Source organism: Phenylobacterium sp. J367 (assembly GCF_024699985.1).
GTDB lineage: Bacteria > Pseudomonadota > Alphaproteobacteria > Caulobacterales > Caulobacteraceae > Phenylobacterium.
In genome coordinates, this window is the sequence record NZ_JAJONA010000001.1 from 799,407 (window position 1) to 823,544 (window position 24,138).

General features: G+C 71.2%; 19 protein-coding genes, 1 other RNA gene and 4 pseudogenes. 13 read left to right on the top strand and 11 right to left on the bottom strand.

Going from position 1 to position 24,138, the window contains the following annotated elements; translation table 11 throughout:
• Position 1 precedes the first annotated feature (1 nt).
• From LRS04_RS04430 to LRS04_RS04445, 4 genes and pseudogenes are all read right to left on the bottom strand, one after another.
• The gene (locus LRS04_RS04430; protein ID WP_257815331.1) at positions 2-328 is read right to left on the bottom strand and encodes a YbaB/EbfC family nucleoid-associated protein; all 327 of its coding nucleotides are present in this window, start codon (positions 326-328) and stop codon (positions 2-4) included.
• A 6-nt stretch (positions 329-334) separates the two neighbouring features.
• Positions 335-2,147 (bottom strand): annotated as a pseudogene (locus LRS04_RS04435) (DNA polymerase III subunit gamma/tau).
• Between the two features lie 61 nt (positions 2,148-2,208).
• Positions 2,209-2,307: signal recognition particle sRNA small type (gene ffs / locus LRS04_RS04440), an RNA gene on the bottom strand.
• A gap of 38 nt (positions 2,308-2,345) precedes the next feature.
• Complete coding sequence (locus tag LRS04_RS04445) at positions 2,346-3,242, bottom strand: hypothetical protein (protein WP_257815332.1); 897 nt, start codon at positions 3,240-3,242, stop codon at positions 2,346-2,348.
• Positions 3,243-3,358: 116 nt separating this feature from the next.
• Here LRS04_RS04445 and LRS04_RS04450 point away from each other — a divergent pair, with 116 nt between their 5' ends.
• The 10 genes and pseudogenes from LRS04_RS04450 to LRS04_RS04495 all read left to right on the top strand — a co-directional run bounded on the left by LRS04_RS04450 (position 3,359) and on the right by LRS04_RS04495 (position 15,784).
• Positions 3,359-4,429 (top strand): glycosyltransferase, encoded by a 1,071-nt coding sequence (locus LRS04_RS04450; RefSeq protein WP_257815333.1) that lies wholly within the window; start codon positions 3,359-3,361, stop codon positions 4,427-4,429.
• Positions 4,430-4,591: 162 nt separating this feature from the next.
• Positions 4,592-5,101 (top strand): PepSY domain-containing protein, encoded by a 510-nt coding sequence (locus tag LRS04_RS04455; RefSeq protein ID WP_257815334.1) that lies wholly within the window; start codon positions 4,592-4,594, stop codon positions 5,099-5,101.
• 20 nt (positions 5,102-5,121) lie between these two features.
• Entirely contained in the window at positions 5,122-5,793 is a 672-nt protein-coding gene (locus LRS04_RS04460) for a response regulator transcription factor (RefSeq protein WP_257815335.1), read from the top strand.
• Between the two features lie 533 nt (positions 5,794-6,326).
• Positions 6,327-7,079: pseudogene (locus LRS04_RS27600) on the top strand (ATP-binding protein); the annotation flags it as partial.
• A 118-nt stretch (positions 7,080-7,197) separates the two neighbouring features.
• Positions 7,198-8,124: an NAD(+) diphosphatase gene (nudC, locus tag LRS04_RS04470; RefSeq protein ID WP_257815337.1), complete on the top strand. Its 927-nt coding sequence runs from the start codon at positions 7,198-7,200 to the stop codon at positions 8,122-8,124.
• A gap of 151 nt (positions 8,125-8,275) precedes the next feature.
• Positions 8,276-8,746, top strand: a pseudogene (locus tag LRS04_RS04475) (cytosine permease); the annotation flags it as partial.
• 103 nt (positions 8,747-8,849) lie between these two features.
• Positions 8,850-9,626, top strand: coding sequence for a cytosine permease (locus tag LRS04_RS04480; protein WP_257815338.1), 777 nt, complete (start codon positions 8,850-8,852; stop codon positions 9,624-9,626).
• Between the two features lie 317 nt (positions 9,627-9,943).
• Entirely contained in the window at positions 9,944-11,203 is a 1,260-nt protein-coding gene (locus LRS04_RS04485; protein WP_257815339.1) for a S8 family serine peptidase, read from the top strand.
• Between the two features lie 5 nt (positions 11,204-11,208).
• Positions 11,209-13,029: a S8 family serine peptidase gene (locus LRS04_RS04490; RefSeq protein ID WP_257818955.1), complete on the top strand. Its 1,821-nt coding sequence runs from the start codon at positions 11,209-11,211 to the stop codon at positions 13,027-13,029.
• Between the two features lie 448 nt (positions 13,030-13,477).
• A complete protein-coding gene (locus LRS04_RS04495; RefSeq protein ID WP_257818957.1) occupies positions 13,478-15,784 on the top strand; it encodes an EAL domain-containing protein in 2,307 nt (768 codons plus the stop codon).
• Positions 15,785-15,848: 64 nt separating this feature from the next.
• Here LRS04_RS04495 and LRS04_RS04500 read toward each other — a convergent pair whose 3' ends face one another.
• Together LRS04_RS04500 and LRS04_RS04505 are read right to left on the bottom strand one after the other, a co-directional pair.
• Entirely contained in the window at positions 15,849-16,694 is an 846-nt protein-coding gene (locus tag LRS04_RS04500; RefSeq protein ID WP_257815340.1) for a prephenate dehydratase, read from the bottom strand.
• A complete protein-coding gene (locus tag LRS04_RS04505; RefSeq protein ID WP_257815341.1) occupies positions 16,691-17,428 on the bottom strand; it encodes a 3-deoxy-manno-octulosonate cytidylyltransferase in 738 nt (245 codons plus the stop codon). The genes LRS04_RS04500 and LRS04_RS04505 overlap by 4 nt, the downstream gene beginning before the upstream one ends.
• 126 nt (positions 17,429-17,554) lie before the next feature.
• On the opposite strand from LRS04_RS04505, the gene LRS04_RS04510 reads away from it, so the two are divergent.
• Entirely contained in the window at positions 17,555-18,358 is an 804-nt protein-coding gene (locus LRS04_RS04510; RefSeq protein ID WP_257815342.1) for a cytochrome c family protein, read from the top strand.
• A gap of 134 nt (positions 18,359-18,492) precedes the next feature.
• Here the strand turns inward: LRS04_RS04510 and LRS04_RS04515 are convergent, their stop codons facing one another.
• From LRS04_RS04515 to LRS04_RS04530, 4 genes and pseudogenes are all read right to left on the bottom strand, one after another.
• Positions 18,493-19,329 carry a C40 family peptidase gene (locus LRS04_RS04515; protein ID WP_257815343.1) on the bottom strand — a complete coding sequence of 279 codons (837 nt, stop codon included), beginning with the start codon at positions 19,327-19,329 and terminating at the stop codon, positions 18,493-18,495.
• Positions 19,326-20,703: pseudogene (locus LRS04_RS04520) on the bottom strand (M17 family metallopeptidase). The gene LRS04_RS04515 and the pseudogene LRS04_RS04520 overlap by 4 nt, the downstream one beginning before the upstream one ends.
• Before the next feature lie 8 nt (positions 20,704-20,711).
• Positions 20,712-21,263 carry a prepilin peptidase gene (locus LRS04_RS04525; protein WP_308238072.1) on the bottom strand — a complete coding sequence of 184 codons (552 nt, stop codon included), beginning with the start codon at positions 21,261-21,263 and terminating at the stop codon, positions 20,712-20,714.
• Between the two features lie 128 nt (positions 21,264-21,391).
• Positions 21,392-21,559: a Flp family type IVb pilin gene (locus LRS04_RS04530; protein WP_257815344.1), complete on the bottom strand. Its 168-nt coding sequence runs from the start codon at positions 21,557-21,559 to the stop codon at positions 21,392-21,394.
• 239 nt (positions 21,560-21,798) lie between these two features.
• On the opposite strand from LRS04_RS04530, the gene LRS04_RS04535 reads away from it, so the two are divergent.
• Positions 21,799-22,356 (top strand): TadE/TadG family type IV pilus assembly protein, encoded by a 558-nt coding sequence (locus LRS04_RS04535; protein WP_257815345.1) that lies wholly within the window; start codon positions 21,799-21,801, stop codon positions 22,354-22,356.
• Positions 22,350-22,889, top strand: a complete 540-nt coding sequence (locus tag LRS04_RS04540; RefSeq protein WP_257815346.1) for a TadE/TadG family type IV pilus assembly protein — start codon at positions 22,350-22,352, stop codon at positions 22,887-22,889. Before LRS04_RS04535 ends, LRS04_RS04540 begins: the two co-directional genes overlap by 7 nt.
• Here the strand turns inward: LRS04_RS04540 and LRS04_RS04545 are convergent.
• Positions 22,886-24,028 carry an MFS transporter gene (locus LRS04_RS04545; protein ID WP_257815347.1) on the bottom strand — a complete coding sequence of 381 codons (1,143 nt, stop codon included), beginning with the start codon at positions 24,026-24,028 and terminating at the stop codon, positions 22,886-22,888. The two genes, LRS04_RS04540 and LRS04_RS04545, sit on opposite strands and share 4 nt — an antisense overlap.
• Positions 24,029-24,138: the final 110 nt, after the last annotated feature.

Sequence of the window (24,138 nt, forward strand, 5' to 3'; positions counted from 1 at the left end):
GTCAGAACTTCGGCATGCCCGGCAGGCCCATGCCGGCCAGCGGGCCGGCGGCCTCGCGCATCATCTCGGCCTGCTGGGCGTCCAGCTTGCGCTTGGCGTCGGCGTGGGCGGCGACGATCAGGTCGGAGATCACCTCGCCCTCGCCGGGCTGGATCAGGCTCTCGTCGAGGTCGACGCGGTGGAGCTCGCCGGAGCCCTTCAAGGTCACCTTGACCATGCCGCCGCCGGACGTGCCCTCGACGGAAAGCTCGGCCAGACGCGCCTGGGCGTCGGCCAGCTTCTGCTGCATGGCCTGGGCCTGCTTCATGAGGGAATTGAGGTCCTTCATCGGCGGCTACTCCTCGTCACTGTCTTCGGTTTCCTCGGGCGGCGCGGCCTCGGCCGGCTGCTCGGGCTCTATCTGGTTGCGGATGGAGACGATCTCGGCGCCCGGGAAGGCCTCCATCACCGAGCGCACGAACGGGTCGGCCTCGATCTCGGCGCGCACTTCCTGCTGCTCGCGCCGCTGCTTCTCCCAAAGGCTTTCGGCCCCGCCGCCGCCCTGGGCGACGATCAGCCAGCGCTCGCCGGTCCACTCCTTGAGGCGGGCGACGAGGCGCTGGGCGAGGTCGCGCGGCGCACCGGGGGGCCGGCTCGTACTCGATGGCGCCGGGCCGGAAGCTGATCGGGCGGACGAAGCGCTCCACGTCGAGCTTCAGCGTGATGTCTCGGCGCTTTTCGATCAGCGCCATGACGTCCTCGAAGGACTGCAGCGTCGGCGCGGGCTCGGCGCGGGCCGCGGGCATCGGCTGGCGCGCGACTGCGGAGGCCGCGCCCCCACCGCCCCCGCCGCCGCCGGAAGGCGACGAGCCGCCGCCGCCCGGGCCGCCGCCGACGGACTCGCCGGACTGCAGACGCTTCAGCGCCTCCTCGGGTCCGGGCAGGTCGGCCGCATAGGCCATGCGGATGATCGCCATGTCGGTGGCCGCCGCGGCGTCGGGGCCCGGCGGACCTCCTCGTAGGCCTTCAGGAGGAGCTGCCAAAGCCGCGAGAGCACGCCGGCCGAGACCGAGGCCCCGACGGCGGCCAGCCGCGCGGCCTGCTCCTTGGGCATGACCAGGGCCTGGGGTCCGATCGCCTTGGCGACGCTTGCGCCGTGGCAGTGGTCCAGCAGGTCGAGCATCACCTGGTCGGGATTGGCGCCGTAGCCGTAGAGCGTGCGGAAGGTCTCGATGGCGTCGCCCGCCTGGCCACGCATGATCAGCTCGAACAGCGAGATGGTCTGCGCGCGGTCGGCCAGGCCCAGCATGTCGCGGATGCTCTCGGCGGTGACCGTCTGGCCGGGCTCGGCCTGGACGATGGCCTGGTCGAGCATGGACTGGCCGTCGCGCACGGAGCCCTCGGCGGCCCGGGCGATCAGCATCAGGCCCTCCTGCTCGACGCGGGCCCCCTCGTTCTCGCAGATCATCTCGAGGTTCTTGAGCAGGACCTCGGGCTCCACCCGGCGCAGGTCGAACCGCTGGGTGCGCGACAGGATGGTCACCGGCACCTTGCGGATCTCGGTGGTCGCGAAGATGAACTTGGCGTGCGGCGGCGGCTCCTCCAGCGTCTTCAGGAGGGCGTTGAACGCCCCCGTCGACAGCATGTGGACCTCGTCGATGATGTAGACCTTGTAGCGGGCCTCGACCGGGGCGTAGCGGACGCCCTCCAGCAGCTCGCGCATGTCGGCCACGCCGGTGCGGCTGGCGGCGTCCAGCTCCAGGACGTCCATGTGCCGCCCCTCGATGATCGCCCGGTCGTGGCGACCCTCCTCCTTGAAGTCGAGCGTGGGCTCGTGGACGGTGTCGGTCTCGTAGTTCAGGGCGCGGGCGAGCAGGCGGGCGGTGGTCGTCTTGCCGACCCCGCGGACGCCGGTGAGCATGAAGGCGTGGGCGATCCGGCCGCTGGCGAACGCGTTGCGCAGCGTCCGCACCATGGCCTCCTGGCCATAGAGGTCCTCGAAGGTCTTCGGACGGTACTTCCGCGCGATGACGGTGTAGGCCGCGCCCTCGTCGGAAGGGGCCGGCTTCGGCGCGTCGCCGAACATGTCGCCGGTGTTCGGGTCCCGCCCACCCAAGGCCTCAGGGGGGCGGTTCGTCAGAATCGAGCTGGAAGTCTTCGTCCGCCATGCGGCCATCTAACGGGACGGCCCGGCCCCGGGAAAGGGGAAAGCCGGCTCATGCGGGGATTGGGTGGAGACCGAACGACAACCCAAAGGGAATCTCGTTGTGGCTGCTGCCTTCCGGCCCTGACCAGGTTGGCGAGGTCTTCGTCCGCCGCCGATCTCCGAGGGGGCATATGGCGGATCGGGGCCGCCGGGGCAAGGGTCAGGGGCGTCGCAGCACGCCGGGACCATAGGCCGGCCGCCGCGCGGCCTCGGGGTTGCGGGCCAGATGACAGGCCCAGGCGGCGTCGAGGATGGGGGCGGCGAGCTGTTCGGCCGCGCCGCCGCTGACAGTGGTGAAGCCCGACGTCTGGCCGATCAGCGTGGTGAAGCTGTAGGCGGTCGTGACGCTGTGCGGGGCGGGGGCCCCGGCCTCCCGGTTCGGTCCCGGGCCGTACAGGTCGAGCCGCCAGTTGGGCTGGTGGCCCTCGAGCGCGTCCACCGCCTGACGGAGCGCCGGGCAGCCGCGGGAGTCCACCGTCTCCACGCGGGAGTTCTCCCTCAGCATCGGCCGCGGCGACGGCAGGCCGGCGAAGACCTGTTCGACATCCGCCCGCCACCAGTCCGTCCCGGGGCCCAGGCCGATCGCCTTCAGGTGCGCCACCAGGCGAGGCGCGTCGAAGGCCTCGCGCATCCAGCGCGCCACCGGGCTGCGTTCGGGACTATCCAGGACCTCGTCCGGAACCCAGGCCCAGCGGACGAGGTACTGGCAGGTCCCCGGCGTCGGCCGCCAGGACTGGCCGGCCAGCGGCTGGCAGTAAGCGCGCACCTCACCGGCGGTGAAGCGGCCGTAGTCCGACGACCGCTGATAGCTCGCCATCGGGGGCCCCATCGAGGTCAGGCCGGCGGCCTCGGCCGGGCCCTGGGCGCGGGCGTGGGTCACAGGCCCCTTCTCGCCTTCGATCCACCAGCCCCAGCGGGCATAGAGGACGCGCAGGTCATAGCCGTCGAGCGTGGCCGGTACGCCCTCGGGGAGCACTGCCGGCGGCGGCGGCACGGCCGCCGCCCCGGTCGCCGCCAAGCCGAACGCCAGGATCGCAAGACGCCGCAGCCGCTTCATCCGCCCAGGATGACGACAGGCGCCGCGGCCCGGCAAGCGGAGCCGTGGCGGCAAGATGGCGAAATTCAAATGTTCGCCGCATCGGGACGCCACAGGCCGAAAGCCACGCTCGGCCCATGTCCAGTCAGGGTCCCGTGGCGCTGTTCTGCGCCGGCCTCGCCGGCGACGGCGTGGCGCGCAACACCGTCCACCTCGCCAACGCCCTCGTCCGACGGGGCATTCCGGCCCGGATCGTCGCCCTGGAGACGGGCGCGCTGGCCGACCAGCTCCGCCCCGAGGTCCGGCTCACCCTGCTCGGGCGGCGATGCGGGGCCCGGGCGCGGGCCCTGGCGGCGGCGCTGCCGGCGCTGCGGCGGACCCTGGCCCGCGAGCGCCCCTCGGTGCTGGTCTCCATGGGCAACCACGCCCACCTGGCGGCCTGGACGGCGCTGCGGACCCTGCCCGGCCTCCCGCGCATCTACCGGATCAGCAACGATGCGGGCCACGGCGGCGGCGCGGTGGCGGCCTTGCGCACCGCCGCCCAGCGCCTGATCGCCGCCGACGCGACGCGGCTGATCTGCGTCTCGCGCGCGCTGGCCGAGGCCGCGCCCTTCCGGCAGGCGGCCAGGGCCCGGCGGGTCGAGGTGCTGCCCAACGGGGTCGATGTCGATGCGGTGCGCGCCCTCGCCGCCGCCCCGGTGCGCCACCCCTGGCTGGAGGACGGCCGGCCGTTCCTGGCGGCCCTGGGCCGCGTGCATCCGCAGAAGAACTACGGCCCGCTGGTGTCGGCCTTGGCCCTCGCCCGGCAGGCGGATCCGTCGCTGCGCCTGCTGGTGCTCGGCAGGACCGGCGGGGCGGAGGACGGACGGCTCGCGGCGCAGGTCCGGGCGCTCGGCCTGGGCGACGCCGTCCGCTTCGAGGGCGAGGCGGCCAATCCCTACCCCTTCCTGGCCCGCGCCCGGGCCTATGCGCTGACGTCGAGGTGGGAGGGCGCCTCCAACAGCCTGCTGGAGGCCCTGGCCTGCGGGACGCCGGTGATCGCCTCGCGCACGGCCGGCAACGCCGCCGAGGTGCTGGACGGCGGCCGCCACGGCCTGCTGGTCGACCCATCCGATCACGAGGAGATCGCCCAGGCGATCCTGCGCCAGTGGGGCGACGGGCCCTGGCGCCCGGAGCCCGGGCCGAGGCCTTCGCCCTCGACCGGGTGATGGACCGCGCCTGCGGCATCGTCCTGGCGGCCCGCGGCGAAGCGGGACGGGGGGAAGCGGGACGGGGCGAACATGACGGAATTCAAACGTTGGCCGAACGCAGGGGCCACGCAGCGTCTCTAGAACCGAGCCTGCGGGGGCCAACGACGGAGTACTGAACAGATGCGTATCGCCAAGACCTTCCTGATCGCCGCCCTGGCCACAACGGGCCTGACCGCCGCCGCGGTCGCCCAGACGGCCGCCGCCCCCCAGACCATCGGCGTCGCCCGGGCGGTCGCCGCCGCGGAGCAGGCCACCGGAGGCCGGGCCTTCGAGGCCGACCTCGACACCGAGCGCGGCGTCCTCGTCTATGAGATCGACCTGGTGAAGGACGGCCGGCCGATGGAGGCCACCATCGACGCCACGAGCGGCCAGGTGATCCGCCAGACGCAGCCGGCCAAGCTCCGCCTGCCGTTCGGCCAGGAGGACCTGAAGGCCGCCCAGACCGCCCCGCGCACCCTCTCCGAGACCATCGCCGCCGTAGAGGCGGCCACCAAGGGCCGGGTCACCGACATCGGGCTGGAGCGCGAGGGCGGCCGCCACTACTACGAAGTGGAACTGGCCGGCGCCCAGGACCGCGAGGTCCGCGTCGACCTGAGGACCGGGGCGATCAGCCCGGTGATCGACGACTAGGGCGAGACCCGGAGTTGGGCATGCATGTGCTGGTCGTGGAGGACGACGAACGCGTCGCCGGCCACGTGGTGAAGGGCCTGAGGGCGGAGGGCTGGCTGGTCGATCACGCGGCCGACGGCCGCGACGCGCTCTTCCAGGCCGCCGCCGGGGCCTATGACGTCATCGTCCTCGACCGCATGCTGCCCAACGTCGACGGGCTGAAGATCCTCACCACGCTCCGGGCCTCGGGCGACAGCACGCCCGTGCTGATCCTCTCGGCCCTGGGCGACGTGGACAACCGGGTGAAGGGCCTGAAGGCCGGCGGCGACGACTACCTGACCAAGCCCTTCGCCCTCTCCGAGCTGATCGCCCGGATCGAGGTGCTCAGCCGGCGGAAGTCGCCGGTGCAGGAGACCACCGAGCTCAGCCTCGCCGACCTGGAGATGAACCTGATCACGCGGACGGTCACGCGGCGCGGCCAGCCGATCGACCTGACGGTCCGGGAGTTCGGCCTGCTGGAATACCTGCTGCGCAACGCCGGGCGGGTGGTCAGCCGGGCGATGCTGCTGGAGGCGGTCTGGGACTACAACTTCGACCCCCAGACCAACATCATCGACCAGCACGTGAGCCGCCTGCGCCAGAAGATCGACAAGGGCTTCGACCCACCGCTGCTGCAGACGGTGCGCGGCATGGGCTACAGCCTGCGCGCATGAGCTGGCGCCGCGCCCTCAGGAGCCTGACGGTCCGGCTGACGCTGGTCTATCTGCTGCTGTTCTGCGGCTCGATCGGGGTGATGCTGGCGGTCACCTATGTGGGCGGCGTACTCCGTCCGCTGGAGGCCGTGGAGGCGACGATCCGGCGCGACAGCGACGCGCTGGCCCGGATCTACCGGACCCAGGGCCGCGACGCCCTGATCCGCGCCCTGGACCACCGGGCGAAGACGGCCCGCGGCCGGCTGCCCTACCATGTGCTGATCGCGCCCGACGGGGCGGTGGTCGCCGCCAACCTGCTGGACTGGCCCAAGACCACCGCCGGCGAGTGGCTGCGCTACGAGTTCGGCACCTATGCGACAGGGACGGAGGAGGAGCACGAGGCCGTGGTCCGCGACCTCGCCCTGCCCGGCGGCTACCGCCTGCTGGTCGGCCTGGACACCGAGGACCTGGACGAGCGCGAGGACCTGATCTTCGAGGCGCTGTCCTGGGGCGCGGGCATGACGCTCGCGCTGGGCCTGATCGGCGGCCTCGTCATGACCTATGCGGTGGGCCAGCGCCTGGAGTCGATCAGCCGGGCGGCCCGGGCGGTGATCGCCGGCGATCTCTCAGGCCGGGTGAAGCTGCGCGGCAGCGGCGACGACTTCGACCAGCTCGCCGGGACCCTGAACGAGATGCTGGCCCGCATCGAGGAGCTGGTGGCCTCAATCAGCCGGGTCTCCGACAGCATCGCCCACGAGCTGCGCACCCCCTCACCCGCCTGCGCGCCGACCTCGAGGAGCTGGCGGCGGTGGAGAACGCGCCGGAGGAGGCCCGGGCCCGGGCCGCCGACGCGCTGGAGGAGGCTGTGCGCCTGCAGGGCATGTTCGAGGCCCTGCTGCGGATCGCAAGGCTGCAGAGCGACCACGGCGCGCTCGAGGCCGTGGACCTCAGCGCCCTGGCGCAGGACGCCGCCGAGTGGCACCAGCCAGCCGCCGAGGACCGGGGGTCAGACCCTGACCGTGGCCGCCGATCCCGGCGTGACGGCGGCGGGCGACCGGGACCTCGTCTTCCAGATGGTCAGCAACCTGCTCGACAACGCCATCAAGTTCGCCCCGGAGGGCGGCCAGGTGACCCTCGCCGTCCGCGGCGGGGCCGGCGGTCCGCGGCTGGTCGTCGCCGACAACGGCCCCGGGATCCCTGAGGACGAGCGCGCCCGCGTCTTCGAGCGCTTCTACCGGACCCGCGCCGGCGCCGCCCCGGGCTTCGGCCTGGGGCTGAGCCTGGTGGACGCCGCGGCCCGGCGGATGGGGGGCGGGCGTGACGCTCGCGGACGCCGCGCCCGGCCTCAGAGTCGAGGTCCACTTCCGCAGGCCTTGAACCGCGCCGGCTTCGCAAGCGCGGCTGCGACCTCTAAGACTGGCCGCCATGGCTCTCGACGTCTTCCTGAACACCTTCGCCGGCAATCCCCTCGACCGGGCGAGCGACCGGCGCGGCGACGCCGACTGGCTGGCCCAGCAGCTCGCCAGCCCCGACGCGCTCGGCCTCGCGCTCTGGAACGGGCGGCCGTTCGTCGAGAAGAGCGCGGACGGCGACCTGCAGATCGCCTACCTGCCCGCGCGGCTGGTGGGCGAGCTGGCCGGCGGCCAGGAGAAGCTGCTGTTCATGGGCCTCTGGAAGGAGACCGCGATCTTCGCGGTCGACCTCGGCGGCGCCACCGACCCTTCGGAAGGACCGCTGCAGGGGCTGGGCCGGTTCGAGGACCTGCGGGCGATCGCGCTCAGGGTGCCCGCGCCGGAAGCCGCGATCCTGGCCACCGCCAAGGCGATGTTCGAGTGGCGGCGGCGCCACGACCACTGCGCGGCCTGCGGCGAGCCGTCCGTGGTCAAGGACGGCGGCTGGAAGCGGCAGTGCCCATCCTGCGAGACCGAGCATTTCCCGCGCACCGACCCGGTGGTGATCATGCTGCCCTACCATGGCGACCGCTGCATGCTGGGCCGGCAGGAGGCCTGGCCGAAAGGGATGTTCTCGGCCCTGGCCGGCTTCCTCGAGCCCGGCGAGAGCATCGAGGAAGCCTGCGCCCGCGAGCTCGACGAGGAGGCCGGGCTGAGGGCGACGAAGGTCCGCTACCACTCCAGCCAGCCCTGGCCCTATCCGTCGTCTCTGATGATCGGCCTGATCGCCGAGGTGGAGGACGACGAGGGCGCCCCGGACCAGACGGAGCTCTCCGAGGTCCGCTGGTTCACCCGCGACGAGGCCCGCGACCTGCTGGACGGCAAGCTGGACGGCGTCGCGGCCCCCAACCGCCTGGCGATCGCCCACCAGCTGATCAAGGCCTGGGTGGAGCAGGGCTGAGCCCATTGCCACGCTTGGCGTAACGCCGTCACATGGCCGCCTCGGGATGGGGGGAGCCATGGCCGACAACCTGACCAACGCCGACCTCGCCCCGACCACGCCGGACCAGCGCACCTGGCGGTGGTGGCATTTCGCGGCGCTGTGGATCGGCATGGTGGTCTGCATCCCGGCCTACCTGCTGGCCGCCGGCCTCATCGACCAGGGGATGACCCCGCTGCAGGCCGTCGGCGTCATCCTGCTGGGCAACCTGATCGTGCTCGCGCCCATGCTGCTGATCGGCCATGCGGGGGCGAAGTACGGCGTGCCCTACGCCGTGCTGGTGCGCAGCTCGTTCGGCACGGTGGGGGCGCGGGTCCCGGCCGTGGCCCGGGCGATCGTCGCCTGCGGCTGGTTCGGCCTGCAGACCTGGGTCGGCGGCAATGTACTGATCGCCATCGCCGTGGTGCTGACCGGCCGGACGTTCGAGGGGCCGCCGATCCCGGGCCTGGGCGTCGACCTCGCCCACCTGGTCGCGTTCGGGGTCTTCTGGCTGATCCAGCTTGCCTTCGTCGCCAAGGGGCTGCTGGCCGTCCGCCACCTGGAGACCTGGACCGCGCCGATCAAGATCGTCATCTGCCTGGCGCTGCTCGGCTGGGCGCTGAACCACACGGGCGGGCTCGGGCCGCTGCTTACCGAGGCCGACCACGGCCGGTTCCAGGCGATCTTCTGGCCCCTCCCTCACCGCCATGGTCGGCTTCTGGGCGACCCTGGCGCTCAACATCCCGGACTTCACCCGGTTCGCCGCCAGCCAGCGCGACCAGCTGCTGGGCCAGAGCCTCGGCCTGCCCGGCCCCATGGCGCTGCTGGCGGTGATCGCCGTGGTGGCCACGGCGGCGACGCGCGTCGTGTTCGGCCAGGCGATCTGGGATCCGGTCGAGCTGGCCACCAACCTGCCGGGCCTGTTCACGCTGATCGGCCTGCTGGTGGTCGCCATCGACACCGTCTCGGTGAATATCGCCGCCAACCTCGTCGGCCCGGCCTACGACTTCGCCGCGCTCTCGCCCCGCCACATCACCTATCGGCGCGGGGCCCTGATCACCGCCGGCATCGCGGCGGCCATCATGCCGTGGAAGCTGATCGAGACCAGCGGCGGCTATATCTTCATCTGGCTGCTGGGCTATTCGGCCCTGCTCGGCCCCATCGCCGGGATCATGGTCGCCGACTACTGGCTGCTGCGCCGGACGCGGATCGACGTGGCGGCGCTCTATGACCCGGCGGGCGCCTATGCCTACCGGCGCGGCTGGAACCCGGCGGCCCTGGCGGCCCTGGTGCTCGGCGTCGCGCCCAGCGTTCCGGGCTTCCTGAACGCGGCGATCCCCGGAGGAACCCCCGACTTCCCGCCGTTCCTGCTCGCCCTCTACCCCTACGCCTGGTTCGTCGGGGCCGCTATCGCCGGGGCAATCTACCTAGCGTGGATGGTTACCGTAGGGTCTCGCGAAATGGTTGTGGAAAGAGCGACTTAGCCCAGCCTTTGGTGAAAAAAGTGTGTCGGAATCCCGACAAAATTGATCGGACCCCCGACCGTTAAGAGGCCAGGGTAAACGCCGTTCGGCGAACGTTTACCCGATGGTAAGGACGTAGCGTTCTGAATTGGCACGTTCCGGCGGCCTTCCACGGCCAAGTGTCCTGAACCGAAACGGAATCCGGCTCGGCTGGGCGTATCCGCGCTCGCTGACGGCGTCGCCATTTTCACCGTCTTTGGGCACCCCGACTTAACCGAGAACAGTGATCTTCCGGCTTGCGAGCTCGAACGAGTCCGCGACGACGCAAGGAAGATCAAATGTCCGCCTCCAACCGGAAATCGTCCCGTACGGCGCTGCTGGTGACGGCCAGCGCGCTGGCCTTTGTCGCCAGCGCTCCCGTGCTTGCGCAGGCGAATCCTCCGCAGGCCGCCGCGGGTCAGCAGAGCGCGCCCTCCCATGCGAACGCGGTGAAGGTCCGCTCCTGGCACACGCCGCAAGGTGGTGACGTGGCGCCCGCGTGGGGCGACATCGACGCCTTCTGGGGCGACATCAATCCGTTCTGGGGCGACATCGACGCCTTCTGGGGCGACATCGACGCCTTCCAGGGCAGCACGCCCTACTGGGGCGACATCGACGCGTTCTGGGGCGACATCGACGCCTTCGAGGGCGGCAACAGCCCGTACTGGGGCGATATCGACGCGTTCTGGGGCGACATCGACGCCTTCTGGGGCGACATCGATGCGTTCTGGGGCGACATCGACGCCTTCCAGAACAATGCCCAGTGGGGCGACATCGACGCCTTCTGGGGCGACATCAACCCGTTCTGGGGCGACATCGACGCCTTCTGGGGCGACATCGACGCCTTCCACGGCGGCAGCACGTCGACGCCCGCCTACGGCATGGTCGGCTACTTCTGGCACCAGATGGGGCCGCTGTGGAACGACACCAACCAGAAGTGGGGCGCGCTGGGCGCGTACTCGCAAGGCTCGACGTCCTACGCCCAGGTGCAGGACCAGCTCGGCGACCTGGTGGCCGTCTCCAAGGCCATGTGGGGCCCGGCGGTGACCGCCAAGACCGGCCAGAGCTTCGAGGCGGGCTTCGCCGACGAGGTGCTGACCAAGCACGGCATCGACCTGGATGACCCGTCGACCCTGGCGAACATGAGCGCCGGCGACCGCGCCCACTTCTTCATGGACTGGTACGACGGCCTGATGGCCTTCTCCGGCGTCGACCGCGTCGACCACTGGATGGCCGGCGTCAAGTGGAGCCCGGGGCTCACCCAGATCCAGGGCGAAGGCGCGGACTCGGTGATCGGCCTGCTGGACATGACGGTCGTCGGCGACCCCGACGTCTCGAACAACATCACCTCCACGGGCGGCTATTCGAACAACCTCGGCGGTCACGGCACCGGCGTGGCCAGCCTGATGGTCGCCGCCCACGACGGCGAGGGCCTGATGGGTATCGCGCCCAGGGCCTCGGTCGTCGCGTACAACCCCTTCGACAACTCGGCCACGGCGTCGTGGGAAGACGTCCGCTCGGGGGGTCATCGCGCTCCGCAGCGCCGGCGCCCAGCGTGATCAACATGTCTCTGGGCGTGTCCGGCTGGACGCTGCACGGGGACTGGAAGGACGCGCTGGCCGGCCAGGCCGCCAACACGGTCTTCGTGATCGCCGCCGGCAACGCCGGGACGACGCAAAGCCAGGACATCGCCTGGAACTTCAGCGAGGACCCGGCCCTGCTGGTCGTGGGTTCGGTGGATCCGGACGGCGTGATCTCGGACTTCTCCAACCGTCCGGGCAACGCCTGCCTGCTGGACAACGGCGCCTGCTCGACCGGCAACAAGCTGATGAACCGCTTCCTGGTCGCGCCGGGCGAGCTGATCCTCGTCTCCGACGGCGAGGGCGGCGTCACGCGCCGCAGCGGCACCTCCTTCGCCGCGCCGCTGGTCACCGGGGCCGTCGCGCTCCTGCACGACCGCTGGCCGTGGCTGGAACAGCACCCGCACGAGAGCGCGGACATCATCCTGAAGTCCGCCAAGGACCTCGGCGCGCCCGGTGTGGATGCGGTCTACGGCTGGGGGATGCTCGACATCGCCGCGTCGCAGTCGCCGCTCGACTTCGATGACCTGACGTTCAAGGAATACAAGAACGGCGTGGTCACCGATCGCACGGCCGCGCAGGTCAAGACCGGCGGCGTCCAGACCACCTGGGAAGCCGACGGCGTCTACTTCAAGCTCTACGAGGAGATCGGCGACACGTACCGCGATTTCGCGGTGCCGATGTCGAGCAACCTGGTGGGCCAGAAGTCCAACGTCACCGGCTCGCAGGAGTACTTCCAGTCCTACATCACGAGCCGCCTGACCGGCTGGATCTCGGGCACGAACTTCTCGGATACCGTGACCCAGACCAGCCAGCAGCCCGGTCAGTGGAGCTTCGCCGTCACCACGGGGATGCCCCAGCCGACCTACGGCCGTGACGACCTGGCCAGCCAGGCCCCGCACATGAGCGTGCGGATGGCCGACCCCACCGGCCGCTTCGCCTTCAGCTTCGGCCATGGCGAGGGCGCGATGGTGATGGGTCAGCTGTCGGGCTTCGCCCAGACGCGCGACTACCGCAGCACCGACGGCGGCGTGAACCCGCTCCTCGGCTTCGCTTCGGGCGGTCCGTTCATGAACGCGGAGTTCGGCCTGACGAAGAACACCACGCTGTCGTTCGGCGCCGCCGAGCGGACGCTGGTCCACCGCCTGAACCCTGCCCTGACCGACACCGAGCGCGACATGCTGCGCAACGTGGACGACTACCGGGCCGGCGCCGTCAACCTGCGCCTCGACCACAAGGTCTCGGACGCGCTGTCCTTCAACGCGGGCTACGCCCGGGTGGACGAGGCGAACGGCCTTCTGGGCGTGCAGTCGACCAACGCGGACGACCTGGCCTCCGGCTCGGTCAGCCACGTGGCGACGGTGGGCGCGAGCGTCAACCTGCCCAGCCGGATGACCTTCGCGGCCTCGGCCAGCGTCGGCGAGACCAAGACCCACGACGCCGGCCAGAACCTGGCCACCGTCGGCGGGGTGCAGACCACGGCCTACGCCGTGGCCCTCACCAAGCAGGGTCTGGTGAGCCGGAACGACATGTTCCGCGTCGCCTTCACCCAGCCGCTGACCGTCAGCTATGGCACGCTCGCGTACACCTCGGTGGACGTGATCGACCGCCAGACCGGCGAGCTCGGCCCGGTGAGCCAGAAGTTCGACATCTCCGTGAAGCCGCGCCATGTGGCGGAAGCGCTCTACGCGACTCCGGCCTTCGGCGGCCGAGGCGAGGTGAGCTTCTTCGGCCGCGCCGAGGTCAAGTCGGACGATGAGGCCCAGAACTACATGGCCGGCGTTCGACTGAACCTTAACTATTGACCGGCTAAACGTCTCCGCGGGGGGCCTGAATCCCCGCGGAGACTTGCGCCACCCAGCGCCTTAACCAAGCCTGTACGCGGAGATCGGTCGGTCATGCGTTACAAGTCTGCCCTTCTCGGACTGCTCGCGAGCGCCGCCATTCCGGCGATCGCGATGGCGGCTCCGACCGCGGCCCCGGCGCCGCAGGCGGCGGCTCAGGCGGCGGCTCCTGCCGCGCCGATGTCGCCCGCCGAAGCCAAGTTCGCCGGCGACGTCGCCGCCGCCAAGGCGGCGATGATGTCCGCCCCCCGACGTCGCCCTGGCCCACGCCCGCACCGCCGGCGAGAGCGCCAAGGCGCTCCCCGGAACGGAGGCCGCCGTCGGCGCCGCCACCAGCAAGTGGCTGCAGGCCGAGGCCCTCTCGCGCCTGAACCACCTGGATCAGGCCAAGCCCGCCGCCGAGGCCGGCCTGGCCCTGGTCGAGAAGGTCGCGCCGCGCACCAAGCTGCACGGCGACCTGCTGCGCGCGGCCGCCCTGATCGACGCCAAGACCGGCAAGCCGCAGGCGGCCCTGCCGATGCTGCACCGGGCGTTCGAGATCTACCAGGCCGCGGGCGAGCCCCGGTCGCAGGCCATGGTCCTGCAGAACATCGGCTCGATCTACACCGAGGCCGGCGACTACCCGCGCGTGCTCCGCTACTACGAGCAGGCCAACGAGGTGTTCTCCGCCGACCCGGCCCTGAAGCTCGCCGCCTACAACAACCGCGGCAACGCCTTCAAGGAGATGGGCGAATTCGCCAAGGCCGAGCACGAGTACGCGCTCGCCCTGGGCATCGCGCGCGGCATGGAAAGCCCGCTGCTCGAGGTCCGCATCCTCACCAACCTCGCCTCCTCGCAGCAACTGCAGGGCAAGCTCGCCAAGGCCGACGCCACGGCTCAGGACGGCCTGCGCCGCGCCGTCGGCCCGGCCGGCGAATGGCGGCCCTACCTGTGGGGCGTCCGCGCCCAGGTCGCCTATGCCCGTGGCGACACCGGCACCGCGGCCCGCTACCTGGAACGCACCTTCGACGGCGTGAACCCGAAGACCTCGCCGATGCCCTATCGCGAGTTCCACGCCACCGCGCGCTACGTCTATGAGGCGCTCGGCCAGGACAAGCAGGCCCTGCACCACCTGGCCGCCTACAAGCGCCTGGACGACGAGGCCCGCGAAGTCGCGGCGTCGACCAACTCGGCCCTGCTGAGCGCCAAGTTCGACGCCGCCAACCAGGAAGCCCGGATCGCCAAGCTGAAGGCCCAGGAAGCCGCGCGTGAGATGCAGCTCGCCCAGTCCGAGCAGCGCCTGCGCCTGATCACCTGGATCACCACCATCGGCGGCGCCGCTTCGGCCGCCGTGATCGGCTCGATCCTGTTCGCCTTCGTCTCCGCCCGCCGCAGCCGGCGCGAGGTCCAGGCGGCCAACCTGCAGCTCACCTACACGGCGCGTCACGACGCGCTGACCGGCCTGGCCAACCGCGCCTACTTCCGCGAGCTCCTGACCCAGGCGCTGGCGAACGAGAACGGCGCCGGTTGCGCCCTGCTGCTGATCGACCTCGACCGCTTCAAGATGGTCAACGACACGTTCGGCCACGCCGCCGGCGACGAGCTCCTGGTGGCCACGGCGCGGCGCCTCGAAGCGGCGGTCGGCGCGGCCGGCCACGTGGGCCGTCTGGGCGGCGACGAGTTCGCCGTCATCGTCCAGGACATGCGCGGCTCGCTCGACGAGCTGGCGCTCAAGATCATCGCCTCGCTCAGCGAGCCGGTGGAACTGGCCGACGGCATCGCCAACGTCGGCGCGACGGTATCCATCGCGGTCGGCCCGACCGACGGCGCGGACATCGACACGCTCACCCAGAACGCCGACCTGGCGCTCTACCAGGCCAAGGAAGCCGGCCGCGGGCGCCACGCGCGCTACGAGCCGCACATGCGGGCCGAGGCCCAGGTGCGCCGTCAGCTCGAGGCGGACCTGCGCGAGGCGCTGACCAACGACGAGCTGTCGCTGGCCTACCAGCCGATCGTCAACGCCGTCACCGGCAAGACCGTGGCCTATGAGGCGCTGCTGCGCTGGGACCACCCGGTCCACGGCTCGATCCCGCCGTCGGTGTTCATCCCGATCGCCGAGGAGACCCGGCTGATCAACCAGATCGGCGCCTGGGTCCTGCGCGCCGCCTGCGCCGAGGCCGCCACCTGGCCCGGCGACACCAAGGTCGCGGTCAATATCTCGAGCCTGCAGGTCGAGGCCGAAAGCCTCGCCAGCACCATCGTCCAGGCGCTGTCGAGCACCGGCCTGGCGCCGGAGCGCCTCGAGCTGGAGATGACCGAGAGCGTGTTCATGCGCCAGGGCGCCAGCAGCGAGGCCACCCTCGAGCGGCTGCGCCGCCTGGGCGTCCAGCTCGCCCTCGACGACTTCGGCACCGGCTACTCGTCGCTGGGCTACCTGCCGCGCGCCTCGTTCTCGAAGGTCAAGATCGACCGCTCGTTCGTCCAGGCCGCGACCCAGGGCTGCGAGGTCAGCATCGCCGTGATCCGCTCGATCGTGGCGCTGGCCGGCGGGCTGGGCATGGAGATCACCGCCGAGGGCGTCGAGACCAAGCGCGAGACCGCCCTGATGAAGAAGCTGGGCTGCACCCAGTTCCAGGGCTACCTCACCGGCCGTCCGGAGCTTCGCGAGAAGCGCCCGGAGGTCACGCCGGAGCCCGCGCCCAAGCCCCAGCGCCGCTCGAACCGCCGCGCGGCCTGAGGCGAAGACCCTCTCTCCAGCAGGGCGGTCAGGCTAAGGCGCCTGGCCGCTCTTTCTGTTTGCGCTAGGCTCGGGCCCGGAACGGGTCGGCGGGATAGACGCCGAGAATCTCGAACCGCTCGGAGAAGAACTGCAGCTCCTCGAAGGCCCGGGCCAGGCCGATGTCCTCGGGCCGGCCGTCGACCTCGGCGTAGAAGAAGGTCGCCGTGAAGGCGCCGTTCTCCATGTAGCTCTCCAGCTTGGTCATGTTGACGCCGTTGGTGGCGAACCCGCCCAGCGCCTTGTAGAGCGCGGCCGGCAGGTTCTTCACCCGGAAGATGAAGCTGGTCACACATGGCGCGGTGAACGGCGGGGCCGGCGGGTTCGGATCGGCCGTCATCACCAGGAAGCGGGTGGTGTTGTTGTGCTCGTCCTCGATGTCGCGGACGAGGATGTGAAGTCCGTAGATCTCGGCCGCCAGCGCCGGCGAGACGGCCGCCCGCGTCGGGTCCGGCTTCTCGGCGAGCAGCTTGGCGGCGCCGGCCGTGTCGCCCGTGGCCTCCGTCTTCAGCTTCAGCCGGCGGATGGTCTTGCGGCACTGGCCGAGCGCGATCGGCATGCTCATCGCCGTGGTCACCTGGTCGAGGGTGACGCCTGGGTTGGCCATGAGCTGGAAGTGGATCGGCTTGAACCGTTCGCCGATGATGCGCAGGCCCGACGACGGCAGCAGGTGGTGCACGTCCGCCACGCGGCCGGCGATGGAGTTCTCCACCGGGATCATGCCGAGCTCGCAGTCGCCGGCCTTCACCGCCTCGAAGGCGTCCTCGAAGCTCGCGTGCGGCACGGCCTCGTAGTCCGGGAAATGGGTGGCGCAGGCCTCGTGGGAGTTGGCGCCCAGCTCGCCCTGGAAGGCGATGCGTCGCTGGCTCATGCGAGGGTCCTTGCATAGTCGCGGGCCCGCTCGAGGTCGGCGGGGTTGTCGACGGAGATGGGGGCGTCGGCGGCCACCGCCGCCCAGATGGAAAGGCCGAGCTCCATGGCGCGGAGCTGCTCCAGTTTCTCGCGCTGTTCCAGCGGAGACGGCGGGGCGGCGTTGAACGCCTCTAGCGCCGCGCGGCGGTAGCCGTAGATGCCGATGTGCCGCCAGACCGGACCGTCCCCATAGAGGGTGGAGCGCGTGAAATAGAGCGCCCGGCCGGTGCGGCCGTCGGGCTGCAGGGACAGCACCGCCTTCACCACGTCCGGATTGCCGCGGTCGGCGGGAGAGCCTTCCGGCGCGACCACCGTGGCGATGTCGCAGGCCGGCTGGCCGGCCAGCAGGGCGGCGCAGGCGGCGACCACCGACGGGTCCACGAACGGCATGTCGCCCTGCAGGTTGATGACCACGTCGTGCGCGCGCCCGGGGTCCAGCTCGGCGAGCGCCGCCAGGATGCGGTCGGAACCCGACGGCAGGTCCGGATCGGTCAGCACAGCCCGTCCGCCGGCGGCGCGAATCGCCTCGGCGATCGCCGCGTCGCCCGCCGCCACGGCCACCGGTCCGGCCCCCGCCGCCTCGGCCTGGCGCAGGACGCGGACGATCATCGGGAGACCCGCGATATCGGCCAGGGGCTTCCCCGGCAGGCGTGTGGCGGCCATGCGCGCCGGGATGAGAATGATGGGGTTCATGCTGAAGCAGTGGGCGGTTGCGCCCGCGCCGGTAGCGTGTAAGAGAGCCACGCGCAATAAGGGGCGGGATTCCCGCGCGTTTCGCCGGTGCGCGCGCCGGCCGTGGAGAGGACCTCTTTCGGTACGATGAGCGACCTGACGTTCAACAAGATCGCCGGCGCCGTCCTGGCGACGGGTCTGGCCCTGGTGGGCCTGAAGGAACTCTCCGGCGGCGTGTTCGCCCCGCAGGAAGTCGAGAAGCCCGGCTATCTCGTGGAAGTGGCTGAGGAGGGCGGCGCCGGCGGCGCGGCCGCCGAAGCGCCCATCGACTGGGGCACGGTCCTGCCGACCGCGGACGTGGCCGCGGGCGAGGCGGTCTTCAACAAGTGCAAGTCCTGCCACACGGTCGACCAGGGCGGCGCCAACGGCACCGGCCCGAACCTGTTCGGCGTCGTCGGCGCCAAGCCGGGCGTCCATCCGGGCTTCGCCTACTCCGCGCCGATGACCCAACTCGGCGGCGAGATCGGCGTCTGGGACGACGAGCACCTCTCGGAGTTCCTGAAGGGCCCGCAGAAGTATCTGGCCGGCACCAAGATGACCTTCGTCGGCCTGAAGAAGGCCGAGGATCGGGTCAACCTGATCGCCTACCTGCGCTCCAAGGGCGGCAGGCTGCCGGTCCCGGCGCCGAACCCGGCCGTGGCCGCGGCCCCGGCCGAAGGCGCGGCGCCCGCCGAGGGCGCGGCCGCCGCGGGCGAGCCCACCGCCACCGGCTCCACCGCGACGCCGGCCGCCGGCGCGGGCGGCCCCGCCGGCCAGGGCCCGGCGCCCCGGCCGAACAAGCCTCCCCCACCCCGGCCTCGCCGAAGGCGGGCGCGGGTCCGGGGAACTGATCGGATCGACACCAGACAGAAGAAGCGCCGCCTCCGGGCGGCGTTTTTTTATGCGGCTTAGGCCCTCTCCCTACCCTCTCCCTCTCTTCCCCCGGCGTTCGCCGGGGTCGGGGAGAGGAGGGCTTGGTTCAGACTCGCAGCTTCCCCTCCTCTCCCCCGCGAAGCGGAGAGGGAGAGGGTAGGGAGAGGGCTTGGCTATCCGAGCCGCCTGAAGCTCGTGGCCTCGCCGTAGCTGTTGGCCCGGATGCGGGCGAGCGCCTCGTCCAGCGGCTCGATGGCCACGGCCATGTGGTGGCCGTTGGCATGGACGATGCGGGCCTCGTCCAGACCGATGGCGACGTGGCCCTTCCAGAAGACGAGGTCGCCGCGGCGGAAGTCCTGCCGCGCGATCGGCCGGCCCAGCGTCTCCTGCTGGTCGGCGTCGCGGGGGCAGGCCCGGCCGCAGGCGAACAGCGCCTGCTGCACCAGCCCCGAGCAGTCGAGACCGAGGCTCTCGCGGCCGCCCCAGAGGTAGGGCGCGCCCAGGAACCGCTCGGCGACGCCCGCCCAGTCGGTCTCGAAGACGCCGATGGGCGACAGGTGCTGCGCCGTCACCCAGCCGCCGTTCGCGATCTTCACCAGCCGCCCCTCGTCGGCCTCCACGTGGACCAGGGCGTTCAGGGACAGCGGCCCCGACGCCTGCGACTTGATCGAGTTCCCGGCGAAGGCGTAGGTGCGGATCGCCGACACCCAGTGGGTCGGCGCCGGGGCCCGGGGCCCGAGCTTCGCGGCCTCCACGAAGCCGCAGTAGCCGTCGCGCGGCGCCTGGCCGAAGACGAAGGCGCCCTCCTCCTCCAGCACCTCGAAGGGTTCGCCGAACAGGAGCTGGTCCATCTGCTCCGACGCGGCGTCGGGCGCGCGGTGGATCCCGGCGGCCGCGACCGTGCAGGTCCGGGGCTTGGGATCGAGATAGACCTCCGCCGGGACGAGCCCTTCCAGCGACCGGGCGGCGATGCCGTCGCGGAGGGGCGTGACGCGCAGGTCGAGGCTCACGCGAAGCGTTCCCGGATCATGGCGTAGAGGCCGCGGATCGCCTGGGCCTCGCCGCCGGCGGCGTAGCCGGGCCGTGCACGGGGGTTCCAGGCGAAGATGTCGAGATGGACCCAGGGGCTCTTGGGCGCGAACCGCTGGAGGAAGAGCGCGGCGGTCATCGAGCCGGCCTGGGCCCAGGCGTCCGGATCGTTCTTCAGGTCGGCGATGTCGCTGTCGATCGCGTCCGCATAGGGCTTCCAGAGCGGCATCCGCCACAGGGGGTCGGCCTCGGCCCGGGCGTGCTTCTCGATGGCGGCGGCCAGGTCGTCGTCCTCGGTATAGTAGGGCGGAAGCTGCGGCCCGAGCGCGATGCGCGCCGCGCCCGTCAGGGTGGCCAGGTCGATGGTCAGCGCCGGCTCCAGCTCGGCGGCGCGGGCGAGCGCGTCGGCGAGGATCAGGCGGCCCTCGGCGTCGGTGTTGCCGACCTCGATGGTCAGACCCTTGCGCGAGGCGAGCACGTCGCCCGGCCGCATGGCGTCGCCGGAGATGGCGTTCTCCACCACCGGGACGAGCACCGAGAGGCGGACGGGCAGGTTCGCCGCCATGATCATCCGGCCGAGCGCGAGCGCGTGCGCCGCCCCGCCCATGTCCTTCTTCATCAGCCGCATGCCCGCGGACGGCTTGATGTCGAGGCCGCCGGTGTCGAACACCACGCCCTTGCCGACCACGCAGACCAGCGGCCGGTCCTCGGGCCCCCAGGAGATCTCGATCATCCGCGGCGCGCGCTCGGGCACGGCGGCGCGGCCGACGGCGTGCACCGCCGGGTAGTTGGCCTCCAGCAGGCCCTCGCCGGTGATCACCGTGCAGGTCGCGCCGTGCTGCTCGGCGATCTCACGGGCGATGGTCTCGATCTGCAGCGGGCCCAGGTCGTTGGCCGGCGTGTTGACCATGTCCCGGGCAAGCGCGCAGGCATGCGCCACCTGCCGGATCTCGGCCACGTCGACTCCCTCGGCGACCAGATGCGGCTTGTCGGCGTCGCGGCCCTTGTAGCGGTCGAACTTGTAGGACCCGAGCGCGAAGGCCAGCGCCGCGCGGGTGCGGTCGATCCCCTCCGGCGCCCTGGCGATGCGGTAGGTCCCGGCCGGCAGCTTCGCCGGCAGGACGCGGAAGGTCGTGGCGTCGGGCTCGGCGCCCAGGCCGAAGAGCACGGTGGCCAGCGTCCCGTCCTCGCCGGGGACCAGCAGCACCTGGCCGGCCTTGGCCTTGAATTCGGAGAGCGCGGCGAAGCCCTGCACGAAGGCGGGGGGCGGCGTCGAGGAGGGCGGCGAGGTCGCCCTCGGCCACGGCTTCGACCGGGGTGGCGGTCTCGGCCGCCTCGAGGATCACGTCGGACATGGCCCCAACTAGGCGCAACCGACCGGACCCCGCAACCTCAGGCGAGGACCGCCAGCGCCGCCATCAGCGGAGAGGCCGGGAAGGCGGCGAGCGCGCCGACGCAGATCGCCACGCCGTAGGGCACGTTCTCGCCGGGCTCGGCCAGGCGCGCGACCCAGCCCCGGGGCGCCGGCGGTGATCGGCCGGAACCAGGCCGAGCGGAGCCAGAGCAGCATCACCGCCAGCGCGCCGCCGGCGATGCAGGTGACCAGCAGGAAATTGATCGAGGCGGGCAGGCCCAGCCAGAGCGCCGCGGCGGCGAACAGCTTGGCGTCGCCGCCGCCGATCCAGCGCAGCGCGAACATCGCCATGCCGGCGACCAGGGCCGCGAAGCCGATCCCCAGGTGCAGGCCGATGGCCGGCAGCGGCAGGCCCATGGCGAGCGCCGCCAGCGGGAAGGTCCCGACGAGCGCCAGGGAGATCCAGTTGGGAATGGTGTAGCTCGTGGCGTCGCGCAGCGCGCCGACGATCACGAGGGCCGGGAAGACGAGCACCAGGGCGGCGGCGAGATAGGCGAGCATTCTGTGGGCCTCCGGGCGCCCAGCTTGGCGCCGGCGGGTGAACTAAGGGTTGCCCCCACCCAAAATGCCGAAAGGCCCCCGCCGCTTTCGCGACGGAGGCCTCCCGAAGTCTTAGGTCGAGGTCTGGCTTAGGCCGGGATGGCCGCGTCCACGTCCTCGAAGGCGCCCTTCAGCTTGCCGCCCATGGCGGTCAGGGCGGTGACCAGCACCACGGCGACCAGGGCGGCGATCAGGCCATACTCGATGGCCGTGGCGCCCGACTCGTCCTTGGCGAAACGCGCGATGAACTTCGACATACTCAATCTCCTTCTGGCGGGCAGCGGGGCTGTTCAGCGATTGCTGCCCGTGCCGATGACCCCCTCACGATGCCCGGCGGCCGCTTAACCCCCAGTATTCGCGCATGATGAACTGGTATTCACGATTAGCGATCATTAACCAATCCGGGTTTCCTCTCGTAAATCTAGCCACTTAAGCCGCGATTAGCCGTCGCGAGCCTAAGTTCCCGCGCATGTTCCCGCGCCATACATCGATACGTGTGAAGGCCGCGATCTCGCGGTTTGCGGCCGCCCGCGACGGCGCGACCGCCGTCGAGTTCGGGCTGATCTGCGTGCCGTTCCTGATGCTGCTGTTCGGGGTGCTGGAGCTGGCCATGATCTTCCTGGCCGCCACCATTCTGGAGAACGCCACCGAAGGCGTGTCGCGGCGCATCCGCACGGGCGAGTTCCAGACCAGCGCCGGCAACACCAAGGCCGACTTCAAGGCCCAGGTCTGCCAGTCGATGAGCTTCCTGCAGTCGAAGTGCGCCACCGACCTCTTCGTCGACGTGCGCACCTTCTCGAACTTCGCCGGCCTCGCCGCCTCGGCCCCGCAGCCGGGCGCGACCTTCGACCCGGCCACCACCTGTTTCGCGCCGGGCAACCCGACCGACATCGTCCTCGTGCGCGTCTACTACAAATGGAAGCTGTTCACCCCGCTGCTGGGCCAGGTGTTCGAGAACATGGGCGGCGGCTCGGGGATCCGGCTGATGTCGATCACCACCGCCTTCCGCAACGAGCCCTACAGCGACGAACCGCCGGGGGGCGCGGCATGCTGAACGCGAAGACCCTGGGGCGCTTCCGATCCGACGAGCGGGGGCTGGCGGCGCTGGAGTTCGCCATCATCGCCCCCTTCATGGTCATGCTCTACATGGGCCTGGCCGAACTGACGCTGGCCATGATGGCCGAACGGCGGGCGAGCCATGCGGCCTCGGTCGTGGGGGACCTCGTGACCCAGTCGAGCCAGATGAACACGGCCACCATCACCGACATCTTCAACGTCGGCGACGCGGTGCTGCGCCCCTTCCCCACCGCGACCCTGAAGATGCGGGTCACCAGCGTGAAGGCCGACGCGGCGGCCGTGCCGAAGGTGGTCTGGAGCCGCGGCGACGGCATGACGGCGCTCGGCGCCGCGACGACCGCCTCGGCCGTCCCCGCCAACCTGCTGCTGGCCGGCGACAGCGTGGTGATGACCGAGGTCAGCTACACTTGGACCTCGCCGCTGCAGGAAGTCGTCCCCCTGCCGCGCACCTTCAGCCAGACCTATTTCTTCAAGCCCAGGAAGTCGCCGGAAGTCGCCTGGATGGGCTAGCGCACCGCCGGCGCCTCGACCGCCCGGCCGCCGCCCTTGACGAACATCAGCATGACGAGACCCACCGCCAGCAGGATGTTCAGGGTGGCGAAGCCGCCCTGCTGGGTGCCGGTGATCCGGGTGCCGAGGTTGACCAGGGTGGGCGCGAGCCAGGCCGTGGCCACGCCCGACAGCGCATAGACCCCGAAGAAGGCCCCGGTCTGCTCCGGCGGGGTGATCCGCGTCAGCATGGTGCGGCTGGACGCGTACTGGGCGGTGATGAAGATCGCATTCACGAAGCTCACCCCGATGAACACCCAGTCCGGCAGGTAGCGGAACACCGGCCCGTCCCATAGCGGCTGGGCGGTCGCCGGATCGAAGGCCCAGAAGAACAGGATTCGCTCCGGCGTCATGCCGAGCAGGGCGACGAGGGCCAGGATGGTCATCAGGATCTCGATCCTGAGCGCGTTCTTCGGCCCCACGCCGGCGTCCAGCCAGCGCGCCACGAAGCCGCCGACCACGGCGACGACGGAGAGCAGGACGCCGAAGCCCAGCATCTCCAGCGCGCCCCACTTCATCACGCCCACCGCATAGACGCCGGCGTAGATCAGGACGCCGTTCATGCCGTCCACGAAGAACATCCGGGAGAGCAGGTAGATCACCGCGTCGCGGTAGCGGCGCACGGTCTTCAGCATCCGTCCGAGCTCGGCGGCGCCATCGGCCCAGGCCTTCAGCATCGGCACGCCGGTCTTCGGCGCGTCCGGCGTCCAGAGGAACATCGGGATCGAGCCCAGCAGCAGCAGGGCCGCGGCCATCAGGGCCACGACCCGTTCGGGCTCGTGGGTCGCGGGATCGAGGCCGAACAGCGGGGCGGCCGGCACGAAGGCCCAGTCGACCTTGCCGGGCAGGGCGAAGGCCCAGGCGGTGAAGATCAGCGCGACGACCGAGAAGCCGTTGCCGAGCGACAGCGCCAGGCCGGACGCCTTGTGCGCCGCCCCCAGCCCCGCGGCGCGGATCAGCAGCGAGTTGTGCAGCACCTCGGCGTAGACGAAGAGCACCCGGGCGGAGATCATCAGGAAGGCCAGGACGGTCAGGCTCATGCCGCCGCCGGGCTTCGCCCACCACATGGCCGCGATCATCGGCGCCATCAGGCCGACCACGAGGGGCCAGCCAGCCCTTCCGCGGGCCCAGCTTGTCGATGGAGGAGCCCAGGAACGGCGCGGTCGCCACCACGATCCAGCCGATGATCTGGTCCCAGCGGGAGATCATC